Origin of the sequence: Nonomuraea sp. NPDC049152 (assembly GCF_040648355.1) — a bacterium.
Classification (GTDB): Bacteria; Actinomycetota; Actinomycetes; order Streptosporangiales; family Streptosporangiaceae; genus Nonomuraea.
In genome coordinates this window covers 157,839-175,410 of the sequence record NZ_JBEZDO010000009.1, presented here as the reverse complement: position 1 = coordinate 175,410, position 17,572 = coordinate 157,839, and the positions used below count along the sequence as shown (strand labels likewise).

Here is a 17,572-nt window from a genome sequence, read left to right as displayed (position 1 = left end):
CTCCGGCATATCACCTCCGTGCGGAGCGGCGCACAAGGGCACGCACTTCCTCCTCCAGTTCGGCGGCGGGGCCCTCCACCGTGATGCCGGGGACGACCTGCCGGATCGGCAGCGCGCTGACCGGCGAGTCGGGCAGGCCGAGTTCGGCCCGCCACTGGGCGAACTGGGCGGAGGAGGCGGCGTAGACGATCCGGCCCAGCCCCACCCAGCCGTGCGCGGCCGAGCACATCGGGCAGTGCTCGCCCGAGGTGTAGAGCGTCGTGCCGGCCCGCTGCTCGACGGGCAGGTTCGCCGCCGCCCACTTGGCCAGGTCGATCTCGGGATGGCGGGTGGGGTCGGACTCCGAGACCTCGCGGTTACGGTCCTCGGCCAGGACGGTGCCGTCCGCGGCGACCAGCACCGAGCCGAACGGGTCGTCACCCGCCTCCAGCGCCTCGGCGGCCAGCTCCACGCAACGGCGCAGGTGCCACAAGTCGATCTCGTTCACGCGGCCATGCTAGGTGGACGGCCCGCCGACCGCTGCCGCCAGACCGTGCCGTTCGGCGACCTCCACGAGCAGACCACCACCATCCGGGTGAGCCCGGCCCTGCGACCACCGACGACCTGCCCCCACCGTCAGACTGCGCCGTTCGGCGGGCCCTACGAGCGCACCGCCACCGCCGAGTAGGTGGTGTCGGGGGTGGGCGGGGTGGAGAAGCGGGCGTTGGGCAGGTAGAGGCGGTCGCCGTCGCGTGCCACCGTGGCGGGGATGTCGAAGCGCGGGTCGGTGATCCGCTTGACGACGCGCCCCTTGGAGCCGTCGGCGGCCAGCCGTACGACGGCCAGGGTGTTGATCCGGTTCTGGACCACGTAGAGCGTCCGCCCTTCCAGCAGCAGGCCGTCGCCGTTGACCACCGACTCGCCACCCAGGTCGACCTCGGTCGTCGCGCCCGTGTTCTCGTTCACCTTGAACAGCTTGCCGGTGTTGGACTGCACGATCAGGAGAGAACGGCGGTCGGGGGTGGTGGTGATGCCGTTGGCGTTGATCCCGGTCTGGTACTGGATGGCGCCCGTCAGGGGGAGCTTGGTCACGTCGCCGCGCAGGTCGGCCGGGACCTTGTAGAGGACGGGGTTGGTCGAGTCCGTGAACCAGGCCGCGCCCTTGGCGAGGAACACGTCGTTGACGAGCGAGGGCGTGGCGGCGAGCGGGTACGACTTGAGCACCGTGCCCGTACGCGAGTCGACCACGCGGGCGTCGCCCCCGAGACCGCCCGCCACGAACAACCGTCCCCTATGGTCGATCTTGATTCCGAGCGACGCCGTACCCGGCCCCTTGCTGATCAGGCGGCCTTCGCCGGTGCGCAGATCGGCCTGGTAGATGTCGCCGGTGGCGCGGGAGCCGAAGTAGGCCGCGTGGCGTGGGCCGATCGCGATGCCCTCGGGCTGGAACCCGTTGGGCAGGGCGATGGTGTCGGGTCGGGTGGCGGCTTGGGCGGGGGTGGCGAGGAGGAGGGCGCAAACGGTTGTCATCAGGATCGCTGCTCTCATGCCCGTCACGATTCCTTTGGGTACGGCACGGCAAAAGGCCCAAACCGCCGCGTCCCAGGGGAGTTCGCGAAGACAACGAGGACTCTGGCAAGTCCCCCACTCTCAACCCCCTCCCCCGCCCGACACCTCCACCTTCCGAGCACTGCGAGCCGAGGCACCCGCGCAACACCACCCCCCGCGCTGATGCCCCCAGAACCCCGGGAACCTCGGGCGACCTTCCATCCCGTTTCCTGACGGGACCCTGGGGGTCCGGGACCCGGTCGGATTTCGCCTGCCGGCCCGCTTCGGGGACCCGATGCCGGCCTCCAGGGTCTCGTGAAGCCTCGTGCGTCCCGTGGCCCGGGTCAGCGGAGGAAGGCGGCGGCCACGCCCGCGTCGACGGGGATGTGCAGACCAGTGGTGAGCGACAGGTCCCCTCCGGTCAGGGCGAACACCGCCGCCGCGATGTGCTCGGGAAGGACCTCCCGCTTCAGCAACGTCCGCTGCGCGTAGAACTCGCCGAGCTTGTCCTCCTCCACCCCGTACACCGCCGCCCGGTTCGCCCCCCATCCCGAGGCGAAGAGGCCCGAGCCCCTGACCACGCCGTCGGGGTTGATCCCGTTGACGCGGATGCCGTGCGGCCCGAGTTCGGCCGCCAGCAGCCTTACCTGGTGTGCCTGGTCCGCCTTGGCCGCCCCGTACGCGACGTTGTTCGGCCCGGCGAAGACGGCGTTCTTGGAGGAGATGTAGATGATGTCGCCTCCCATGTCCTGCAGGAGGAGCACCCTGGCGGCCTCACGTGACACCAGGAACGAGCCTCTGGCCATGACGTCGTGCTGGAGGTCCCAGTCGTCGAGGGTGGTCTCGAGGAGGGAGCGCGACAGGGACAGGCCCGCGTTGTTCACGACCAGGTCGACACCGCCGAAGGCGAGCACCGCCTGCCGTACGGACTCGAAGACCTGCTCCTCCGAGGTGACATCGACGCCCACGGCAACGGCCACGTCCGAGGACCGGTGACCACGCCCGGCGGCGGGTGGGTGAGGGGATCCGTTGTCGATTTCTGTGACGATTCTCTGGGCGGCGGTGAGGTCGCGGTCGGCGATGACGACGCAGGCGCCCTCGGTGGCGAGGCGGCGGGCGGTGGCGGCGCCGATGCCGGAGCCGCCACCGGTGACCAGCGCGATGCGTCCGGCCAGTGGTTCGGGCTTGGGGAGGCGGCGGAGTTTGGCCTCCTCGAGTTCCCAGTACTCGATGCGGAACTTCTCCGACTCGGGGATCGGCGCGTAGGTGGAGACGGCCTCGGCGCCGCGCATCACGTTGATGGCGTTGACGTAGAACTCGCCCGCGACCCGGGCGGTCTGCTTGTCCTTGCCGAAGGAGAACATGCCGACGCCGGGGATCAGCACGATCGCCGGGTCGGCGCCGCGCATCGGGGGTGAGGTGGGTACGGCATGCCGTTGGTAGTAGGCGGCATACTGGGTGCGGTATTCGGTATGCAGGATGCGTAAGCGGGCGGCCACCTCGTCCACGGGGGCGTTCGGCGGGAGGTCCAGGACCAGAGGCGAGACCTTGGTGCGCAGGAAGTGGTCGGGGCAGGACGTGCCAAGGGCGGCCAGGCGAGGGTGGTCGGCGCGGGAGAGGAAGTCCAGGACCTCGGGACTGTCGGTGTAGTGGCCGACCTGGCGGGCGTCGGTCGAGCACAGGCCGCGAACCAGCGGGAAGAGGGCGGAGGCGCGTTCCCTGCGCTCGGCGCCGGGGAGCGGGGGGTGGATCACGGGGCCGAAGGGCTCAGGCTTGCCGTGCTCGTCGATGTACTGCTGGGCGGCGCGGATGATCTCCAGGGAGTTCGCCTGGCACTCCTCGCTCGTCTCGCCCCATGCGGTGATGCCGTGGCCGCCGAGGACGCAACCGATGGCCTGCGGGTTGGCGTCCTTCAGCGCGGCGATGTCGAGGCCGAGCTGGAAGCCAGGTCGCCGCCATGGGACCCACAGCACCCGGTCACCGAAGATCCGCGCGGTCAGCTCGGCCCCTTCGGCGGCGGTGGCGAGGGCGATGCCGGAGTCGGGGTGGAGGTGGTCGACGTGTGCCGCGTCCACCAGGCCGTGCATGGCGGTGTCGATGGACGGCGCGGCGCCGCCCTTGCCGTGCAGGCAGAAGTCGAAGGCGGCGACCATCTCGTCCTCGCGTTCGACGCCGGGGTAGACGTCGACGAGCGCGCGGAGCCGGTCCAGGCGGAGGACGGCGAGGCCGGCTTCGGTGAGGGTGCCGAGGTCGCCGCCGGAGCCCTTCACCCACATGAGCTCGACGTCGCCGCCGGTCACGGGGTCGCGCCGCACGCCCTTGGCTGAGGCGTTGCCGCCCGCGAAGTTGGTGTTGCGCGGGTCCGAGCCGAGGGCGCGGGCCCGGTCGAGCAGCTCGGTAACCGTCATCGGTCTCTCCCTTTGGGTGTGTGCGTGGCGATGGGTGCTTGAACGGGGTGGGCGCGGGGTCAGGCGCCCCAGCCGGACTGGGTGCCTCCGGCTCGTTCGGCGGCGATCTTCTCGAAGTAGCCGGACCTCGCGTATGCCGCCATCGGGTCAGGGTCGAGGCCCATCTCCGCCCGCAACTCCCCCAGCAGCGGCCGTACGTCGGTGTTGTACGCGTCCATCAGGACCGCGTTCGCGCCGAGGACGTCTCCCTCCCGCTGCGCGGCGGCAAGCGCGTCCCGATCCACGAGCAGCGCCTTCGCCGTGGCCTCCTGCACGTTCATGACCGACCGGATCTGCCCCGGGATCTTGGGTTCGATGTTGTGGCACTGGTCGAGCATGAACGCGACCTGCGGGCCGTACCCGCCGCCGCAGATCACCTCGAACATGATGCGGAACAGCTGGAACGGATCGGCCGCCCCGACCATCAGGTCGTCGTCGGCGTAGAAGCGGGAGTTGAAGTCGAACCCGCCCAGTTTCCCCTCCCGCAGCAGGAACGCCACGATGAACTCGATGTTCGTGCCGGGGGCGTGGTGTCCCGTGTCGACGACGACCTGCGCCTTGTCGCCCAGTCTGAGGCAGTGGGCGTAGGCGGTGCCCCAGTCGGGCACGTCGGTGACGTAGAAGGCGGGCTCGAACAGTTTGTACTCCAGCAGGAACCGCTGCCCTTCCCCCAGCCGCTCGTAGACCCGTTCCAGCGCGAAGGCCAGCCGGTCCTGGCGCGCGCGGATGTCGTCCTGGCCCGGGTAGTTGGTGCCGTCGGAGAACCACAGCTTGAGCGTGGCGGACCCGGTGGCGTCCATGATGTCGACGCAGTGGAGCAGGTGGTCGAGGGCTTTGCGGCGGACGGCCTGGTCGGGGTGGGTGACGCTGCCGAGCTTGTAGTCGTCGTCCTGGAACACGTTGGAGTTGATCGCCCCGATGCCGACGCCGAGCGCGCGGGCGTGGCGGGCGAGGTCCTCGTAGGAGTCGACCCTGTCCCAGGGGATGTGCAGCGCCACGGTCGGCGCGATGCCGGTGAAGGCGTGCACCTGGGCGGCGTCGGCCAGCTTCTCGTAGGGGTCGCGCGGCACCCCCTGCTGGGCGAACACCTTGAACCTGGTGCCGGAGTTGCCGTACGCCCATGAGGGCGTCTCGATGTGCTGCCGCCTGAGCAGGTCCTTGACCATGAGACTCCAAACCGAAACGTTTTAACGCAACCTAGGCCGACCAGAACCGATACGTCAACGTGAGTTCCAGTAGAGAGGTTTGTACGTTTTAATCACACCATGCGATTCACAGCTGTCGATCTCGGCGCCTCCAGTGGCCGGGTCATGCGCGCCGAGGTCACGGCCGACCGGGTGGAGCTCGTCGAGGTGCACCGCTTCCCGAACCGCCCCGTCACTGTCGCGGGCACCTTCCACTGGGACATCCTCGCCCTCTACCAGGACATGCTCGAAGGGCTGCGGAAGGCGGGCGAGGTCGACTCGATCGGCGTGGACTCGTGGGCCGTCGACTATGGCCTGCTCGACGGCCAGGGCGCCCTCATCGGCAATCCCGTCCACTACAGGGACGCGCGCACCGCCCGCTACACCGAGCGGCTCGACCTCGACGGCTACCAGGTGAACGGCCTGCAGTTCCTGCCGTTCAACACGCTCTACCAGCTGCTCGAGAGCCGCCTCGACCACGCGGAGACGCTGCTGATGATCCCCGACCTGCTGACCTACTGGCTGACGGGGGTCAAGGGCGCCGAGCTGACCAACGCCTCCACGACCGGCCTGTTCGACGTCAGGGGCAGGGACTGGGCGCGGCCGCTGATCGCCGACCTAGGCCTGCCTATGCGCATATTTCCGGAGATATCGTCGCCGGGGACCGTCGTCGGCCCGCTGACCGTGGACGTCGGGCACGACAGCGTGGTCACGCGGGTCGCCTCCCACGACACCGCCTCCGCCGTCGTCGCCGTGCCCGCGCGGAGCCCCGCCTTCGCCTACATCTCCTGCGGCACCTGGTCGCTGGTCGGCGTCGAACTGGACGAGCCGGTGCTGACCGGCGACAGCTTGGCCGCCAACTTCACCAACGAGGCGGGCGCCGACGGCACCATCCGCTACCTGCGCAACGTCATGGGCCTGTGGATCCTGCAGGAGTGCATGCGCGCATGGGGGGAGAGCGACCTGGACGGCCTGCTGCGGGCGGCCGCGCTGGCCGAGCCGTGCCGGACGGCGATCGATCCCGACGACCCGAGCTTCCTGCCGCCGGGCGACATGCCCGCCCGCATCGCCGCCTACTGCGCGCGCACGGGACAGCCCTCGCCTGCGAGCAGGGCGCAGGCCGTACGATGCATCCTGGAAAGCCTCGCCCTCGCCTATCGGAGAGCCGTCAGCGACGCCGCGCGGCTGAGCGGACGGGAGATCGAGGTCGTGCACATCGTCGGAGGCGGCGCCCGCAACGCGCTGCTGTGCCAGCTGACGGCCGACGCAACGGGCCTGCCTGTGGTCGCGGGCCCGGTGGAGGCGGCGGCCTTGGGCAACGTGCTGGTGCAGGCCCGCGCTCTGGGGCTGGCGACCGAACCGCGCGAGCTAGTACGGCGCAGCCAGCCGCTGCGCACCTACCACCCTGGAGGCGGGCTTGGCTGAGACGGTCAGCATCAAGGAGGTCGCCGCCAGGGCCGGAGTGTCGCCCGGCACGGTGTCGAACGTCCTCAACCGCCCCGAGAAGGTCGCGGGCTCCACGCGCAGCAGGGTCGAGCAGGTGATCCGCGAGCTGGGCTTCGTGCGCCACGGTTCGGCCTCGACGTTGAGGGCTGGTCACAGCCGCACGATCGGCCTGTCGGTGATCGACATCGGCAACCCGTTCTTCACCGACGTCGCCGCGGGAGTCGAGGACCTGGCCAGCGAGCGCGGCTACGCCGTGATCCTCGGCAACTCCTCGGGCAGCAGGTCGAAGGAGGAGCGCAACCTGCTGGTCTTCGCCGAGCAGCGGGTGCGCGGCGTCCTCATCACACCGTCCGACGACGACTCGCGCCGGCTCGAACGGCTGCGCTCACGCGGCATCAACGTGGTGCTCGTCGACCATCCGGCAGAGCGGCCCGACCAGTGCGCCGTGTCGGTCAACGACGTGGTGGGCGGCTCGATGGCGGCCACCCACCTGCTGGAGGGCGGCGCCGAGCGGCTGGTCTACGTCGCGGGCCCGGCGGCGATGAGGCAGTGCAGGGAGCGGCGCGAGGGGGTCGAGCGAGCCCTTGCCGCCGCCGGGCGCGACCCCGCCGAGCTGCGCGTGGTGGAGATGCCGGCGATGAACGCGAAGGCCGGGCAGCAGGCCGCAGAGCAGCTGCTGGGCGACCTGCCCGACGCGGTCTTCTGCGCCAACGACCTGCTCGCGCTCGGCCTGCTGCGCGGTCTGCTGCAGGCCGGTGTGCGGGTGCCCGAGCAGGTGTCGCTGATCGGCTACGACGACATCGACTTCGCCGCCGCGTCCACGGTGTCGCTCAGCTCGATCAGGCAGCCGACCTACCAGCTCGGCAGGGTCGCCACCGAGTTGCTGATGGACGAGTGCGACAACCCCGACACGCACGCCCATCAGCAGATCATGTTCCAACCCGAGCTGGTCGTCAGGGAGTCCAGCCGGTGACGTTCTAGACTGCCCATCATGTCCAACGCTGTCCGCCATGTCCTCGGAGTGGTCGCTGGACTGCTCCTGACCCCTTTGCTGGCCGTCGCCCTGACCTACGGCGTGGGCGAGACCTCTTTCGCGTTCAGGATGTACGTCACGCCATGGCCGGGAGCGCTGGCTCTCGCGGCCTGCGCGATCGTGCTCGGATTCGTCGCGGGCTCGCGCCTGTCCCCCATCGCCTCCCTGCTGGCGGGCCTCACCTACACGCTCGCCGGCCTGGGGATGCTCGTCATCGAGCTGTATCCGGCCAAGCTGCTGGACCTGCTTCCGTCGACGCTGCGGGTGGGCTTCGACACCATCGGCCCGTCCGGCCTGCTGTTCATGCTCGGCGTGCTGCTGCTGACCGCCTCCGCCTTCCCGTCGCGCTGGCGTGCGGCCAGACCGCGGAACCCCTCACCCTCCTCCCCATACGGCTCGCCGCAGCACCCCTCGCCCTCCTCCCCGTACGGCCCGCCACCCCAGCAGCCGCCGTCCTATCCGTCGGCCTTCACTCCCTACCAGCCGCCCGACCAGGGCGACGACGACCAGACCCGACCCCTGTCGCGCTGAGAGAGGCCTACGATGCGTGAAGTCCTGATCGTGCAGAACGCCGCCAGTGGAGGCCCCAGGAGGGTGGGCGACTGGCTGGCCGAGGACGGTCTCGGGCTGGAGGTCGTGCGGGCCTTCGAGGGGGCCGAGGTGCCCGAGCGCCTGGGCGACCGGGCGCTGCTCGTGCTGGGCGGCGGCTACCTGCCCTCCGACGACGCCAGGGCGCCGTGGCTGCCCGCGACCAGGGAGCTGGTACGCCAGGCGATCGACGATGCCCGGCCGTACCTGGGGATCTGCCTGGGCGGTCAGATGCTCTCCGAGGTCGCGGGCGGCCTGGTGAAGGCCGACGCGGGCGAGCCGGAGAACGGCAGCGTCCCGATCACCCTGCGTCCCGAGACGGGTGACGACCCGCTCTTCCACGGGCTGCCCGAGGTCGTCACGGCGATCGAGCACCACAAGGACGCGGTCGTCGGGCTGCCGGAGGACGCCGCCTGGCTGGCGCAGACGGAGGCCTGCCCCTACCAGGCCTTCAGGGTGGGCCCGGCGGCGTGGGGCGTGCAGTTCCATCCCGAGGTGGCGCCCGAGCGGATCCTGGAGTGGGACGACAGGGGCTTCGACCTGGAGCGGCTGCACAGGGAGGCGTTGCTCGACGAGCCTGCCGCCATCACCGTCTGGCGGGGGGTTTCCCACCGATTCGCCGCGGTGACCCGAATGTCGTAGACGAGGTCGCGGCCCTCGGTTAATTTGCGATGATGCGATCAATCCGATCACGCACCCTCATCGCCATGAGCACGGCCGCGGCGCTCTTCCTCGCCACTCCCGCGGCCGCCACCGAGAAGGGCCCAGGGGCTCCGGGCATCGGAGACTCTTACTTCCCCAACCACGGCAACGGCGGCTACGACGCCAGGCACTACAGCCTGAACCTGTCCTACCAGCCCGGCACGGATCTGCTGCGCGGCAAGACCACGATCCGGGCCACGGCCACCCAGCACCTGACCCGCTTCAACCTCGACTTCCTGCTCAAGGTCGACAGCGTCAAGGTCAACGGCAGGCCGGCCACCTTCGCCAGGTCCGGCCTGCACGAGCTGGAGATCACTCCCGCGCGCAAGCTGGTCAGCGGCAGCCCGTTCGTGGTGGAGGTGACCTACGCCGACACTCCCTCCAAGGTGCCGGTGCCCGACGAGACGGGCGGCTTCACCCCATGGATCGCCACCGCCGACGGCGCGCTCGCGCTGGGCCAGCCGCAGGTGGCGTGGTGGTGGTTCCCCAGCAACGACCACCCGCTCGACAAGGCGACCTACGACATCTCGATCACCGTGCCCGACGGCACGCAGGCCGTCAGCAACGGCATCAAGGTCAAGGAGCGCACCTCCCACGGCCAGACGACCTCCACGTGGGTGATGGACAAGCCGATGGCCACCTACCTGGCCACGATGTTCATCGGCCAGCTCGACGTGCGCACCGGGCGCTCGTCGTCGGGGCTGCCCGTCACCACCTCCTACAGCAAGAACCTCGGCCAGTACGACGCGGCGGCCAAGACGTCGGTGGAGCAGACGCCGCAGATCGTCGACTGGCTGGCGAGCCAGGTCGGCCGCTACCCGTTCCACTCGATGGGCGGCTCGGTCACCAGCGCGCTGCCCGGGTTCGCGCTGGAGACGCAGACGCAGCCGGTCTACGACCCGCGCTTCTTCTCCCGCGGCCCCGACACCTACGTGGTCGTGCACGAGAACGCCCACCAGTGGTTCGGCGACAGCATCGCGGTGAAGGACTGGAAGCACATCTGGCTCAACGAGGGCTTCGCCACCTACGCCGAGTGGATGTGGTCGGAGAAGCTGGGCGAGGGCACGGCCGCCGAGGTGGCCGACTTCTTCTACAACGACCTTCCTGCCGAAGACCCGTTCTGGCAGGTCAAGCCGGGCGATCCGGGCGTGGCCGATCTCTTCCACAACGCCACCTACTACCGCGGCGGCATGGCGCTGCAGGCGCTGCGCACCGAGGTCGGCGACGCGGCGTTCTTCTCCATCGTCAGGTCGTGGGTGCGCAACAAGGCGCACGGCAACGCCGAGACCGCCGAGTTCGTCGCGCTGGCCGAGCGGATCTCGGGCAAGCAGCTGGACGCGCTGTTCGACACCTGGCTGTTCACGCCGGGCAAGCCCGCCACCTCGCCGACCGGCGCGGCGGTCGCCGCCAAGACCAGGGCCGCGGCGGTCGCGCCGCCGTCGGTGGAAAAGATCAAGAAGGTGCATGAGCTGCTGAGGCAGCACCAGTCGTAAACCCCGTGGAGCCGGTACGGCACACGTGCCCTACCGGCTCCCATGAGCTCCGCCTTCCGCGACGCGCCCTGCGGCGGCCGGCCACTTTCGGCGGGCCGTGCGCGCCCACCACGGGAGCCCGCGCGTCAGGAGAGCGCGTCGACGCCGAGCTTGACGGCCACCGCCAGCCCGCAGGCCGCGGCCAGGTAGCGCAGCGATCGGCCGGGAAGGCGGCGGGCGATGGAGGGGCCGAGCCGGCCGCCGATGAGGAACCCGGCGGCCAGCGGCGCGACCGCCCACCACTCCACGGGGCCGAACAGCGCGAACCCGGCCGCGGCCACGAAGTTGGCCAGTCCCGAGACGACGTTCTTGACCGCGTTCACTCTGGCGGGGGCCTGGTCCATGATGGCGGTGAGCACGGCGAACATGAGGATCCCGCCCGCGGCGCCGAAGTAGCCGACATAGACGGCGACCGCGAACAGCGCGACCCGCATGAGCCTGCTGTGATTGCCGCCCGGCCGGATACCCGGCGGCCGGATGAGCAGCACGGAGGCGATCGCGATCAGGAAGGGCGCGATCATCTCGAACGTCCGTGAGGGCGTGATCAGCAGGAGCAGCGCGCCCGCCGCGCCGCCGAGGGCGGTGATCCAGCCCAGGCGCAGCACGAGCGGGCCCTGCCCCTTGAGTTCGGGCCTCGACCCCGCCGCCGCGCCGATGCCGGTGAAGACCAGGGCGACGGTGTTGGTGACGTTGGCGGCCAGCGGGCTCAGGCCGAAGGCGAGCAGTGCGGGGTAGGAGACGATCGAGGCCAGGCTGACCACGGTGCTGACCAGTCCGGCCACGACGCCGGCCGTGAACAGGCCGAGGACTTCGAGCATCACGACATGCTAAGACTTACCGGAAATGTCGCTCAGGCCGGGTCGGCGAAGCCGGGGATCCAGCGCTCGGCCTCGGCCCTGAAACGGGCCCTGGCGGCCAGCTGCGACAGGATGCCGTAGCCCGCGGTGAGCACGCGGAAGCTCACCACGTAGTCGGGCGGCACGTTGAGCATGCGGAAGATGCTCGACCCGTCGCTGAACATGTACAGGCCGCGCTCGCGCATCCAGTCGCGGGTGAAGGCGAACTCGTGCGCGGTGATCGGCTCGGCGTACGGCGCGACGAACGCGGCCAGGGCGTCCATGTCGATCTCGACGCCCTCGCGGATCACGCCTTCCCCCCTGAACACCTCGGCCACGCCCTCGATGTCGCCGGCCGCGCCGCAGCGCAGCAGCGGCCCGATAGCCGCGGGGTGCCCGCCGGGCAGCCGCTTGACGGCGCCGAAGTCGAGCACGCCGAGCCGCCCGTCCTCGGTGACCTTGAAGTTGCCCGGATGCGGATCGCCGTGCAGCAGGCCGCAGCGGGTGGGCGAGGAGAAGGAGAAGCGCACCAGCAGCAGCGCCGCCCTGTCGCGCGCCTCCTGCGTGCCGTCCTCGATCACCCTGGACAGCGGCACGCCGTCCAGCCACTCGGTGACGATCACGTGCTCGGAGGCGGCGACCACGGGCGGGATCACGAAGTTGGGGTCGTCGGCGTACTCCTCGGCGAAGGCGTGCCACGCCTCCGCCTCCAGGCCGTAGTCGAGCTCCTCCTCGACCCGCTCCTGGAGCTCGTTGACGAACGCCTTCACGTCGAGTCCTGGGAGCAGCACGCCGAACAGCTTGGCGACCCTGCCGACCTGCCTGAGGTCGGTGCGCAGCGCCTTGGCCGCGCCGGGGTACTGCACCTTGACCGCGACCCTCCTGCCGTCGGCCCACACCGCCCTGTGCACCTGCCCGATCGAGGCCGAGGCGGCGGGGACGTCGTCGAAGGAGGCGAAGTACTCGCGCCAGCCGTCACCGAAGTCCCGCGCGAGCACCCTGTGCACGGTGGCCGAGGGCATGGGAGGGGCGGAGTCCTGCAGCTTGGTGAGCGCCGCCCGGTACGGCTCGACGATCGCCGGCGGCAGGGCAGACTCCAGTACCGACAGCAGCTGCCCCATCTTCATGGCGCCGCCCTTGAGCTCGCCGAGCACCTTGAAGATCTGCTCGGCGGTGCGCAGTTGCACCTCGGTCGCGATCAGCTCGGCGGGCTTGCCGAGCGCACGCTTTCCAAGGCCCAGCGCCGTACGGCCCGCGTAGCCGAGGGGGAGCGTGGCGAGCTTGGCGGTTCGCGTCACCGCCAGACGGGGAAGGTCGGCCATAGCATCATTTTTTGGACTGTTTTCTAATAAGGCAACGTGATGGTGGCCACATGCCTCATTGCTCGATGGGGAGCTCGACGGTGATCGTCAGCCCGCCCTCCTCGCGGGGGCGGGCGGTGACCGTGCCGTGGTGCGCCTCGGCGATGACCCGGACGATCGACAGGCCGAGGCCGCTGCCCCTGTCGGAGCGGAGCCTGTCGCCGTGCAGCCGCCTGAACGGCTCGAAGATGGCCTCGATCTCGTACGTCGGGACCTGCAACCCCGTGTTGGCCACGACCAGCTCGACCTGCTCGGCCCGCTGCCGCGTCGTCACCCACACCTCCCCCTTGGCGTGGTTGTGCCTGACGGCGTTCTCCACGAGGTTCTGCACCAGCCGCTCCACCAGCACGGCCTCCCCCGCCGTCGGCGCCGCGTCGAGGAGGCGGTGGATGGTGACCTCCCGCTCGGCGGCCTCGCTCGCGACCGCGTCGAGGACGTGCTCGGCCACGTCGGTGAGGTCGAAGGGCCGCCGGTCCAGCACGCTGTTCTCGCCCTCGGCGAGCGCCAGGAGGCCGTCGATGAGCCGTTCGTGCCTGGCGTTGACCAGCAGCAGCGACTCGCCGAGCCGTTTGACGTCGTCGGTCGCCTCGGGCCGCCGCACCGCCACGTCCACCAGCGTCCTGTTGATCGTCAACGGGGTGCGCAGCTCGTGCGAGGCGTTGGCGACGAAGCGGCGCTGCCCGTCGAAGGAGCGGGCGAGTCTGCCGAGCATGGTGTCGAAGATGCCGGCCAGCTCCTTCAGCTCGTCGCTCGATCCCTCGTAGGCGATGCGTCCCGTGAGGTCGTGGCTCTGCGCCACCCGCCTGGCCGTCTGGGTCACCGACCTGAGCGGGCGCAGCGCCCAGCCCGCGACCCCGTAGCCCAGGCCGAGCGCCGCTCCGGCGCCGCCGAGCACGATGAGCGCGCCGTATTCGCGCACGTTGGCCAGGGCATCGCGCTGGTAGATCCGGCGGACGGTGGCCGCTCTCTCCAAGGCGATCGCGTAGCCGCGGGTCCCCTTGTCGTAGCGGCCGTTCCTCGTGTCGATGAACTCCGGCGTCATCAGACCGCTGCGGGGCTCGAGCGTCTGCCGTACCACCAGGTAGAGACCGGCCAGCGCCAGCGCGCCGATGAGGAGGGCAACTCCGCCGCAGGCCAGGCCGAACCGCAGGCGGATGCTCATGGAATGCGGTACCCCGATCCTGGGACCGTCTCGATGATCTGTGGCTCGCCGAGCTTCCTGCGCAGCTTGGTCATCGTCGTCCTGACCGTGTTGGTGAACGGGTCGATGTGCTCGTCCCACACCTTCTCCAGCAGCGTCTCGGCCGAGACCACCGCGCCCCTGGCGCGCAGCAGCTCGGCCAGCACGCCGAACTCCTTGCGGGCCAGCGGCACGTAGCGGCCCCCGCGGAAGACCTGCCGGTGCGGCCAGTCGAGCCTGACCCCCGCCCGCTCCAGCATCGGCGGATCGGCCGGTCTGGCCCTGCGGCCCAGCGCGTGGATCCTGGCGACCAGTTCCTCGAACGCGAACGGCTTGGGCAGGTAGTCGTCGGCCCCCAGCGACAGCCCCGCCACGCGCGCACGCACGTCGGAGGCGGCGGTCAGCATGAGGACCCTGACCATCAGGCCCTGCTCGACCACCTTCCCGCACACCTCGTCGCCGTGCACGACCGGCAGGTCCCTGTCGAGGACGAGCACGTCGTAGTCGTGCACGCCCAGCCGTTCCAGCGCCGCCCCCCCGTCATAGGCGACGTCCACTGCCAGGGCCTCGCCCCTCAGGCCCTCGGCGATCGAGTCGGCGAGCATGCGCTCATCCTCGGCAATCAGCACCCGCACCCGCGCCTCCATTCCCCCGATGATCTCCGGATGCACATAACGCGGACATAACCACTTTTGGTGACGCTCAGGTTAGCGGTTGATCAATGGACTGGCCGGATGACCGCGACAATCGTCAGGCCCGCCCTGCCCTCGCTCATCCCGAGCCGGCGGTCGGGCCATCTCCTGTTCGGCATCGTGCTCGCCGCGGCAGCGGGGTTGCGGGCGCTGGTGATGATCGGCTACACCACGGCTCAGCTGTACTGGTACGACTCCTTCACCTACCTCGACACCGCGCTCCACCTTCGTCCCGGCGGGGCCTTCCACCCCGCCGGGTACTCGTGGTTCCTGTGGCCGTTCTCCGACGTGAGGGTGGTGGCGGGCATCCAGCACCTCATGGGACTGGGCGTCGGCGTCATGATCTACCTGCTGCTGCGCCGGTGGTCGGTGCCGGGCTGGGCGGCCACGCTCGCCACCCTCCCGGTGCTGTTCGACCCCGCCTTCATCCGCCTGGAGCACGCGATCCTGTCGGACCTGCAGGTGTACTTCCTGATCATCGCGGCGCTCACGCTGCTCATGTGGCGCGTCTCCATCTGGTCGGGCGCCGCCGCGGGCCTGCTGCTGGCACTTGCGGGGCTCACCCGCACGGCGGCCGTCCCGCTGCTCGGCCTCGCCCTCCTCTATCTCCTGGTACGGCGGGCCGGCTGGCGTCCCGTCGCCGCCCTGGCCCTCGCGGGAGCGCTCCCAGTGGCCGCCTACGCGGGCTGGTACCAGCAGCACAACGGCCGTGTCGCGCTCTCCGGCGCCGACGGGGTGTCGCTGTGGGCCAGGACGATGACGTTCGCCGACTGCGCACGCGTCGAGCTGACCCCCGAGGAGGCGAAGCTCTGCCCGAACGGCACCGTGGTCGACGCCGCCTCGGAGTACGTCTGGGCGGCGGGCGCCTCGCTCAACCGGCTGCCGGGCGGCAGGTTCGCCAACAACGACCTGGCCAGGTCGTTCGCGACCAAGGTCATCCTCGCCCAGCCGCTGGAGTACCTGAGCGAGGTCGTCGGGGACACCTCGCTGGCCTTCACCTGGACACCGGTCGCCCATCCCAAGCGGATGTCGCCCGCGCTGTCGTTCCCGAAGGGGTCGTGGGACCTGCCGTGGCAGTTCCCCCTGGTCCAGAAGATACGGTCCGAGTACGACGGCGTCCGGGGCATGGCCTCCGTCGAGCCGTTCGGCACGATCCTGGCCGGCTACCGCTATCCGTGGTTCCTGCACGGCACGCTGTTCGGGGTGATCCTGCTGGCGGGCGGCGTGAGCGCGGCGCTGTGGCGCAGGGCCGCGCTGCTGCCGTGGGCGATGTCGATGTTCCTGCTGGTCGGGCCCATCGCGGCGCTCGACTTCGACCACCGCTACGTGCTGCCCGCCATTCCCCTGGCCTGCCTCGCCGCCGCCATGGGGCTGCACGGCATGGTCACCGCAGTTCGAGCAGGTCGATCGCGCGCTCGCGCATCTCGACCTTCCTGATCTTGCCGGTGACGGTCATCGGGAAGGAGTCGACGACGTGGACGTAGCGCGGGATCTTGTAGTGGGCGATCTCTCGCCCGCAGAACTCCCTGACCGCCTCGGCCGTCAGTGGGTCCGCTCCCTCGCGCATGACGACCCAGGCCATCAACTCCTCGCCGTACTTATCGTCAGGGACGCCGATGACCTGGACGTCGGCGATGTCGGGGTGACGGTAGAGGAACTCCTCGATCTCGCGGGGATAGACGTTCTCGCCTCCCCTGATCACCATGTCCTTGATGCGGCCCACCACGTTGACGTACCCGTCGTCGTCCATGGTCGCCAGGTCGCCGGTGTGCATCCACCTGGCCGAGTCGATCGCCTCGGCCGTCTTGCCCGGCTCCTCCCAGTAGCCGAGCATCACCGAGTAGCCGCGGGTGCACAGCTCGCCCGGCTCGCCCCTCGGGACGGTCAGGCCGGTCTCCGGGTGCACGATCTTGACCTCGACGTGCGGCATCACCCTGCCGACCGTCTCCGTGCGGCGCTCCAGGCCGTCGTCGACCCTGGTCATGGTGGAGACGGGGGAGGTCTCGGTCATGCCGTAGCAGATGGCGACCTCGGTCATGTGCATCTCACTCACGACGCGCTTCATGACCTCGACCGGGCACGGCGAGCCGGCCATGATGCCGGTGCGCAGGCTGGACAGGTCGAACCCGCCGGCCAGCGCGAGCTCGGCGATGAACATCGTCGGCACGCCATACAGGCTGGTGCAGCGCTCCCGCTCGACGGCGCGCAGGGTGGCCTCGGGGTCGAAGCCCGCGGCGGGGATGACCACGCACGCGCCGTGGGAGGCGGCGCCGAGGTTGCCCATCACCATGCCGAAGCAGTGGTAGAACGGCACCGGCAGGCACACCCGGTCGTGCTCGGTGTAGTGGATCAGCTCGCCGACGAGGTAGCCGTTGTTGAGGATGTTGTGGTGCGACAGCGTCGCGCCCTTGGGGAAGCCCGTCGTGCCCGAGGTGTACTGGATGTTGATGGGGTCGTCGGCCGACAGCTCGACCGCCGCGAGGCGCTCGGCGGGGGTCCGCTCGGCCAGCAGCGCGTCCCAGCTGTCCTCGCCGAGATAGGCGACCTCGTCGAAGTCGATCTCCTCGATCATCTTCCGGTAGTCGCTGGTCTTGTGCGACACGGCGCTGATCAGCAGGCGCATGCCCGACTGCCTGACGACGTACTCCAGCTCGTGGCTTCGGTAGGCGGGGTTGACGTTGACGAGGATCGCGCCGATCTTCGCCGTGGCGTACTGCGTGAACACCCACTCGGCGCAGTTGGGGGCCCAGATGCCCACCCTGTCGCCCTTGGCGATCCCCCTGGCCAGCAGTGACCTGGCCAGGCCGTCCACCTGCTCGTTGAGCTCGGTGTAGGTCCACCGCCTGCCCGTCGGCACGTCGACGAGCGCCTCCCTGTCCCCGAAGCGGCTGACCGTCCGCTCGAGGTTCTGCCCGATCGTCTCGCCGAGCAGCGGCGTGTCCGCGACGGCGCTGGAGTAGGACTGCATGCTTGAAGTCTGCGACCGCGCCGCCGGCCGTACCACCCCCGAACAGGGGTGGTACGACGGGGGCGCCGGTGGTTGG

15 protein-coding genes are annotated in these 17,572 nt (G+C 70.2%); 6 read left to right on the top strand and 9 right to left on the bottom strand.

What is annotated here, in order from left to right; genetic code table 11:
• Window positions 1–10: 10 nt before the first annotated feature.
• The 4 genes from AB0B45_RS18835 to rhaI all read right to left on the bottom strand — a co-directional run bounded on the left by AB0B45_RS18835 (window position 11) and on the right by rhaI (window position 5,140).
• The gene (locus tag AB0B45_RS18835) at window positions 11–487 is read right to left on the bottom strand and encodes a nucleoside deaminase (protein ID WP_358132007.1); all 477 of its coding nucleotides are present in this window, start codon (window positions 485–487) and stop codon (window positions 11–13) included.
• A gap of 152 nt (window positions 488–639) precedes the next feature.
• Window positions 640–1,527 (bottom strand): superoxide dismutase, encoded by an 888-nt coding sequence (locus AB0B45_RS18830; RefSeq protein WP_358132005.1) that lies wholly within the window; start codon window positions 1,525–1,527, stop codon window positions 640–642.
• A 344-nt stretch (window positions 1,528–1,871) separates the two neighbouring features.
• The gene (locus AB0B45_RS18825; protein ID WP_358132003.1) at window positions 1,872–3,935 is read right to left on the bottom strand and encodes a bifunctional aldolase/short-chain dehydrogenase; all 2,064 of its coding nucleotides are present in this window, start codon (window positions 3,933–3,935) and stop codon (window positions 1,872–1,874) included.
• Between the two features lie 59 nt (window positions 3,936–3,994).
• Window positions 3,995–5,140, bottom strand: a complete 1,146-nt coding sequence (gene rhaI / locus AB0B45_RS18820; RefSeq protein ID WP_358132001.1) for an L-rhamnose isomerase — start codon at window positions 5,138–5,140, stop codon at window positions 3,995–3,997.
• Window positions 5,141–5,239: 99 nt separating this feature from the next.
• On the opposite strand from rhaI, the gene AB0B45_RS18815 reads away from it, so the two are divergent.
• The 5 genes from AB0B45_RS18815 (at window position 5,240) to AB0B45_RS18795 (ending at window position 10,420) form a co-directional block, all read left to right on the top strand.
• Complete coding sequence (locus AB0B45_RS18815; protein ID WP_358131999.1) at window positions 5,240–6,583, top strand: rhamnulokinase family protein; 1,344 nt, start codon at window positions 5,240–5,242, stop codon at window positions 6,581–6,583.
• Window positions 6,576–7,577, top strand: coding sequence for a LacI family DNA-binding transcriptional regulator (locus AB0B45_RS18810; RefSeq protein WP_358131997.1), 1,002 nt, complete (start codon window positions 6,576–6,578; stop codon window positions 7,575–7,577). Before AB0B45_RS18815 ends, AB0B45_RS18810 begins: the two co-directional genes overlap by 8 nt.
• Before the next feature lie 18 nt (window positions 7,578–7,595).
• Window positions 7,596–8,168 (top strand): hypothetical protein, encoded by a 573-nt coding sequence (locus AB0B45_RS18805; RefSeq protein ID WP_358131995.1) that lies wholly within the window; start codon window positions 7,596–7,598, stop codon window positions 8,166–8,168.
• 12 nt (window positions 8,169–8,180) lie between these two features.
• Window positions 8,181–8,867, top strand: a complete 687-nt coding sequence (locus AB0B45_RS18800) for a type 1 glutamine amidotransferase (protein WP_358131994.1) — start codon at window positions 8,181–8,183, stop codon at window positions 8,865–8,867.
• Between the two features lie 65 nt (window positions 8,868–8,932).
• Window positions 8,933–10,420: a M1 family metallopeptidase gene (locus tag AB0B45_RS18795; RefSeq protein ID WP_358131992.1), complete on the top strand. Its 1,488-nt coding sequence runs from the start codon at window positions 8,933–8,935 to the stop codon at window positions 10,418–10,420.
• A gap of 125 nt (window positions 10,421–10,545) precedes the next feature.
• On the opposite strand, the gene AB0B45_RS18790 is transcribed toward AB0B45_RS18795, so the two are convergent.
• The 4 genes from AB0B45_RS18790 to AB0B45_RS18775 are packed head-to-tail and all read right to left on the bottom strand — an operon-like array spanning window position 10,546 to window position 14,471.
• A complete protein-coding gene (locus AB0B45_RS18790) occupies window positions 10,546–11,277 on the bottom strand; it encodes a sulfite exporter TauE/SafE family protein (RefSeq protein WP_358131991.1) in 732 nt (243 codons plus the stop codon).
• Window positions 11,278–11,309: 32 nt separating this feature from the next.
• Window positions 11,310–12,617: an AarF/ABC1/UbiB kinase family protein gene (locus AB0B45_RS18785; protein WP_358131990.1), complete on the bottom strand. Its 1,308-nt coding sequence runs from the start codon at window positions 12,615–12,617 to the stop codon at window positions 11,310–11,312.
• A gap of 55 nt (window positions 12,618–12,672) precedes the next feature.
• Window positions 12,673–13,818, bottom strand: a complete 1,146-nt coding sequence (locus AB0B45_RS18780; RefSeq protein WP_358131989.1) for a HAMP domain-containing sensor histidine kinase — start codon at window positions 13,816–13,818, stop codon at window positions 12,673–12,675.
• Entirely contained in the window at window positions 13,815–14,471 is a 657-nt protein-coding gene (locus tag AB0B45_RS18775) for a response regulator transcription factor (protein ID WP_358131987.1), read from the bottom strand. Before AB0B45_RS18775 ends, AB0B45_RS18780 begins: the two co-directional genes overlap by 4 nt.
• 99 nt (window positions 14,472–14,570) lie before the next feature.
• Here AB0B45_RS18775 and AB0B45_RS18770 point away from each other — a divergent pair, with 99 nt between their 5' ends.
• A complete protein-coding gene (locus AB0B45_RS18770) occupies window positions 14,571–15,965 on the top strand; it encodes a hypothetical protein (protein ID WP_358131985.1) in 1,395 nt (464 codons plus the stop codon).
• Here the strand turns inward: AB0B45_RS18770 and AB0B45_RS18765 are convergent.
• Complete coding sequence (locus AB0B45_RS18765; RefSeq protein WP_358131983.1) at window positions 15,913–17,496, bottom strand: AMP-binding protein; 1,584 nt, start codon at window positions 17,494–17,496, stop codon at window positions 15,913–15,915. The two genes, AB0B45_RS18770 and AB0B45_RS18765, sit on opposite strands and share 53 nt — an antisense overlap.
• Window positions 17,497–17,572: the final 76 nt, after the last annotated feature.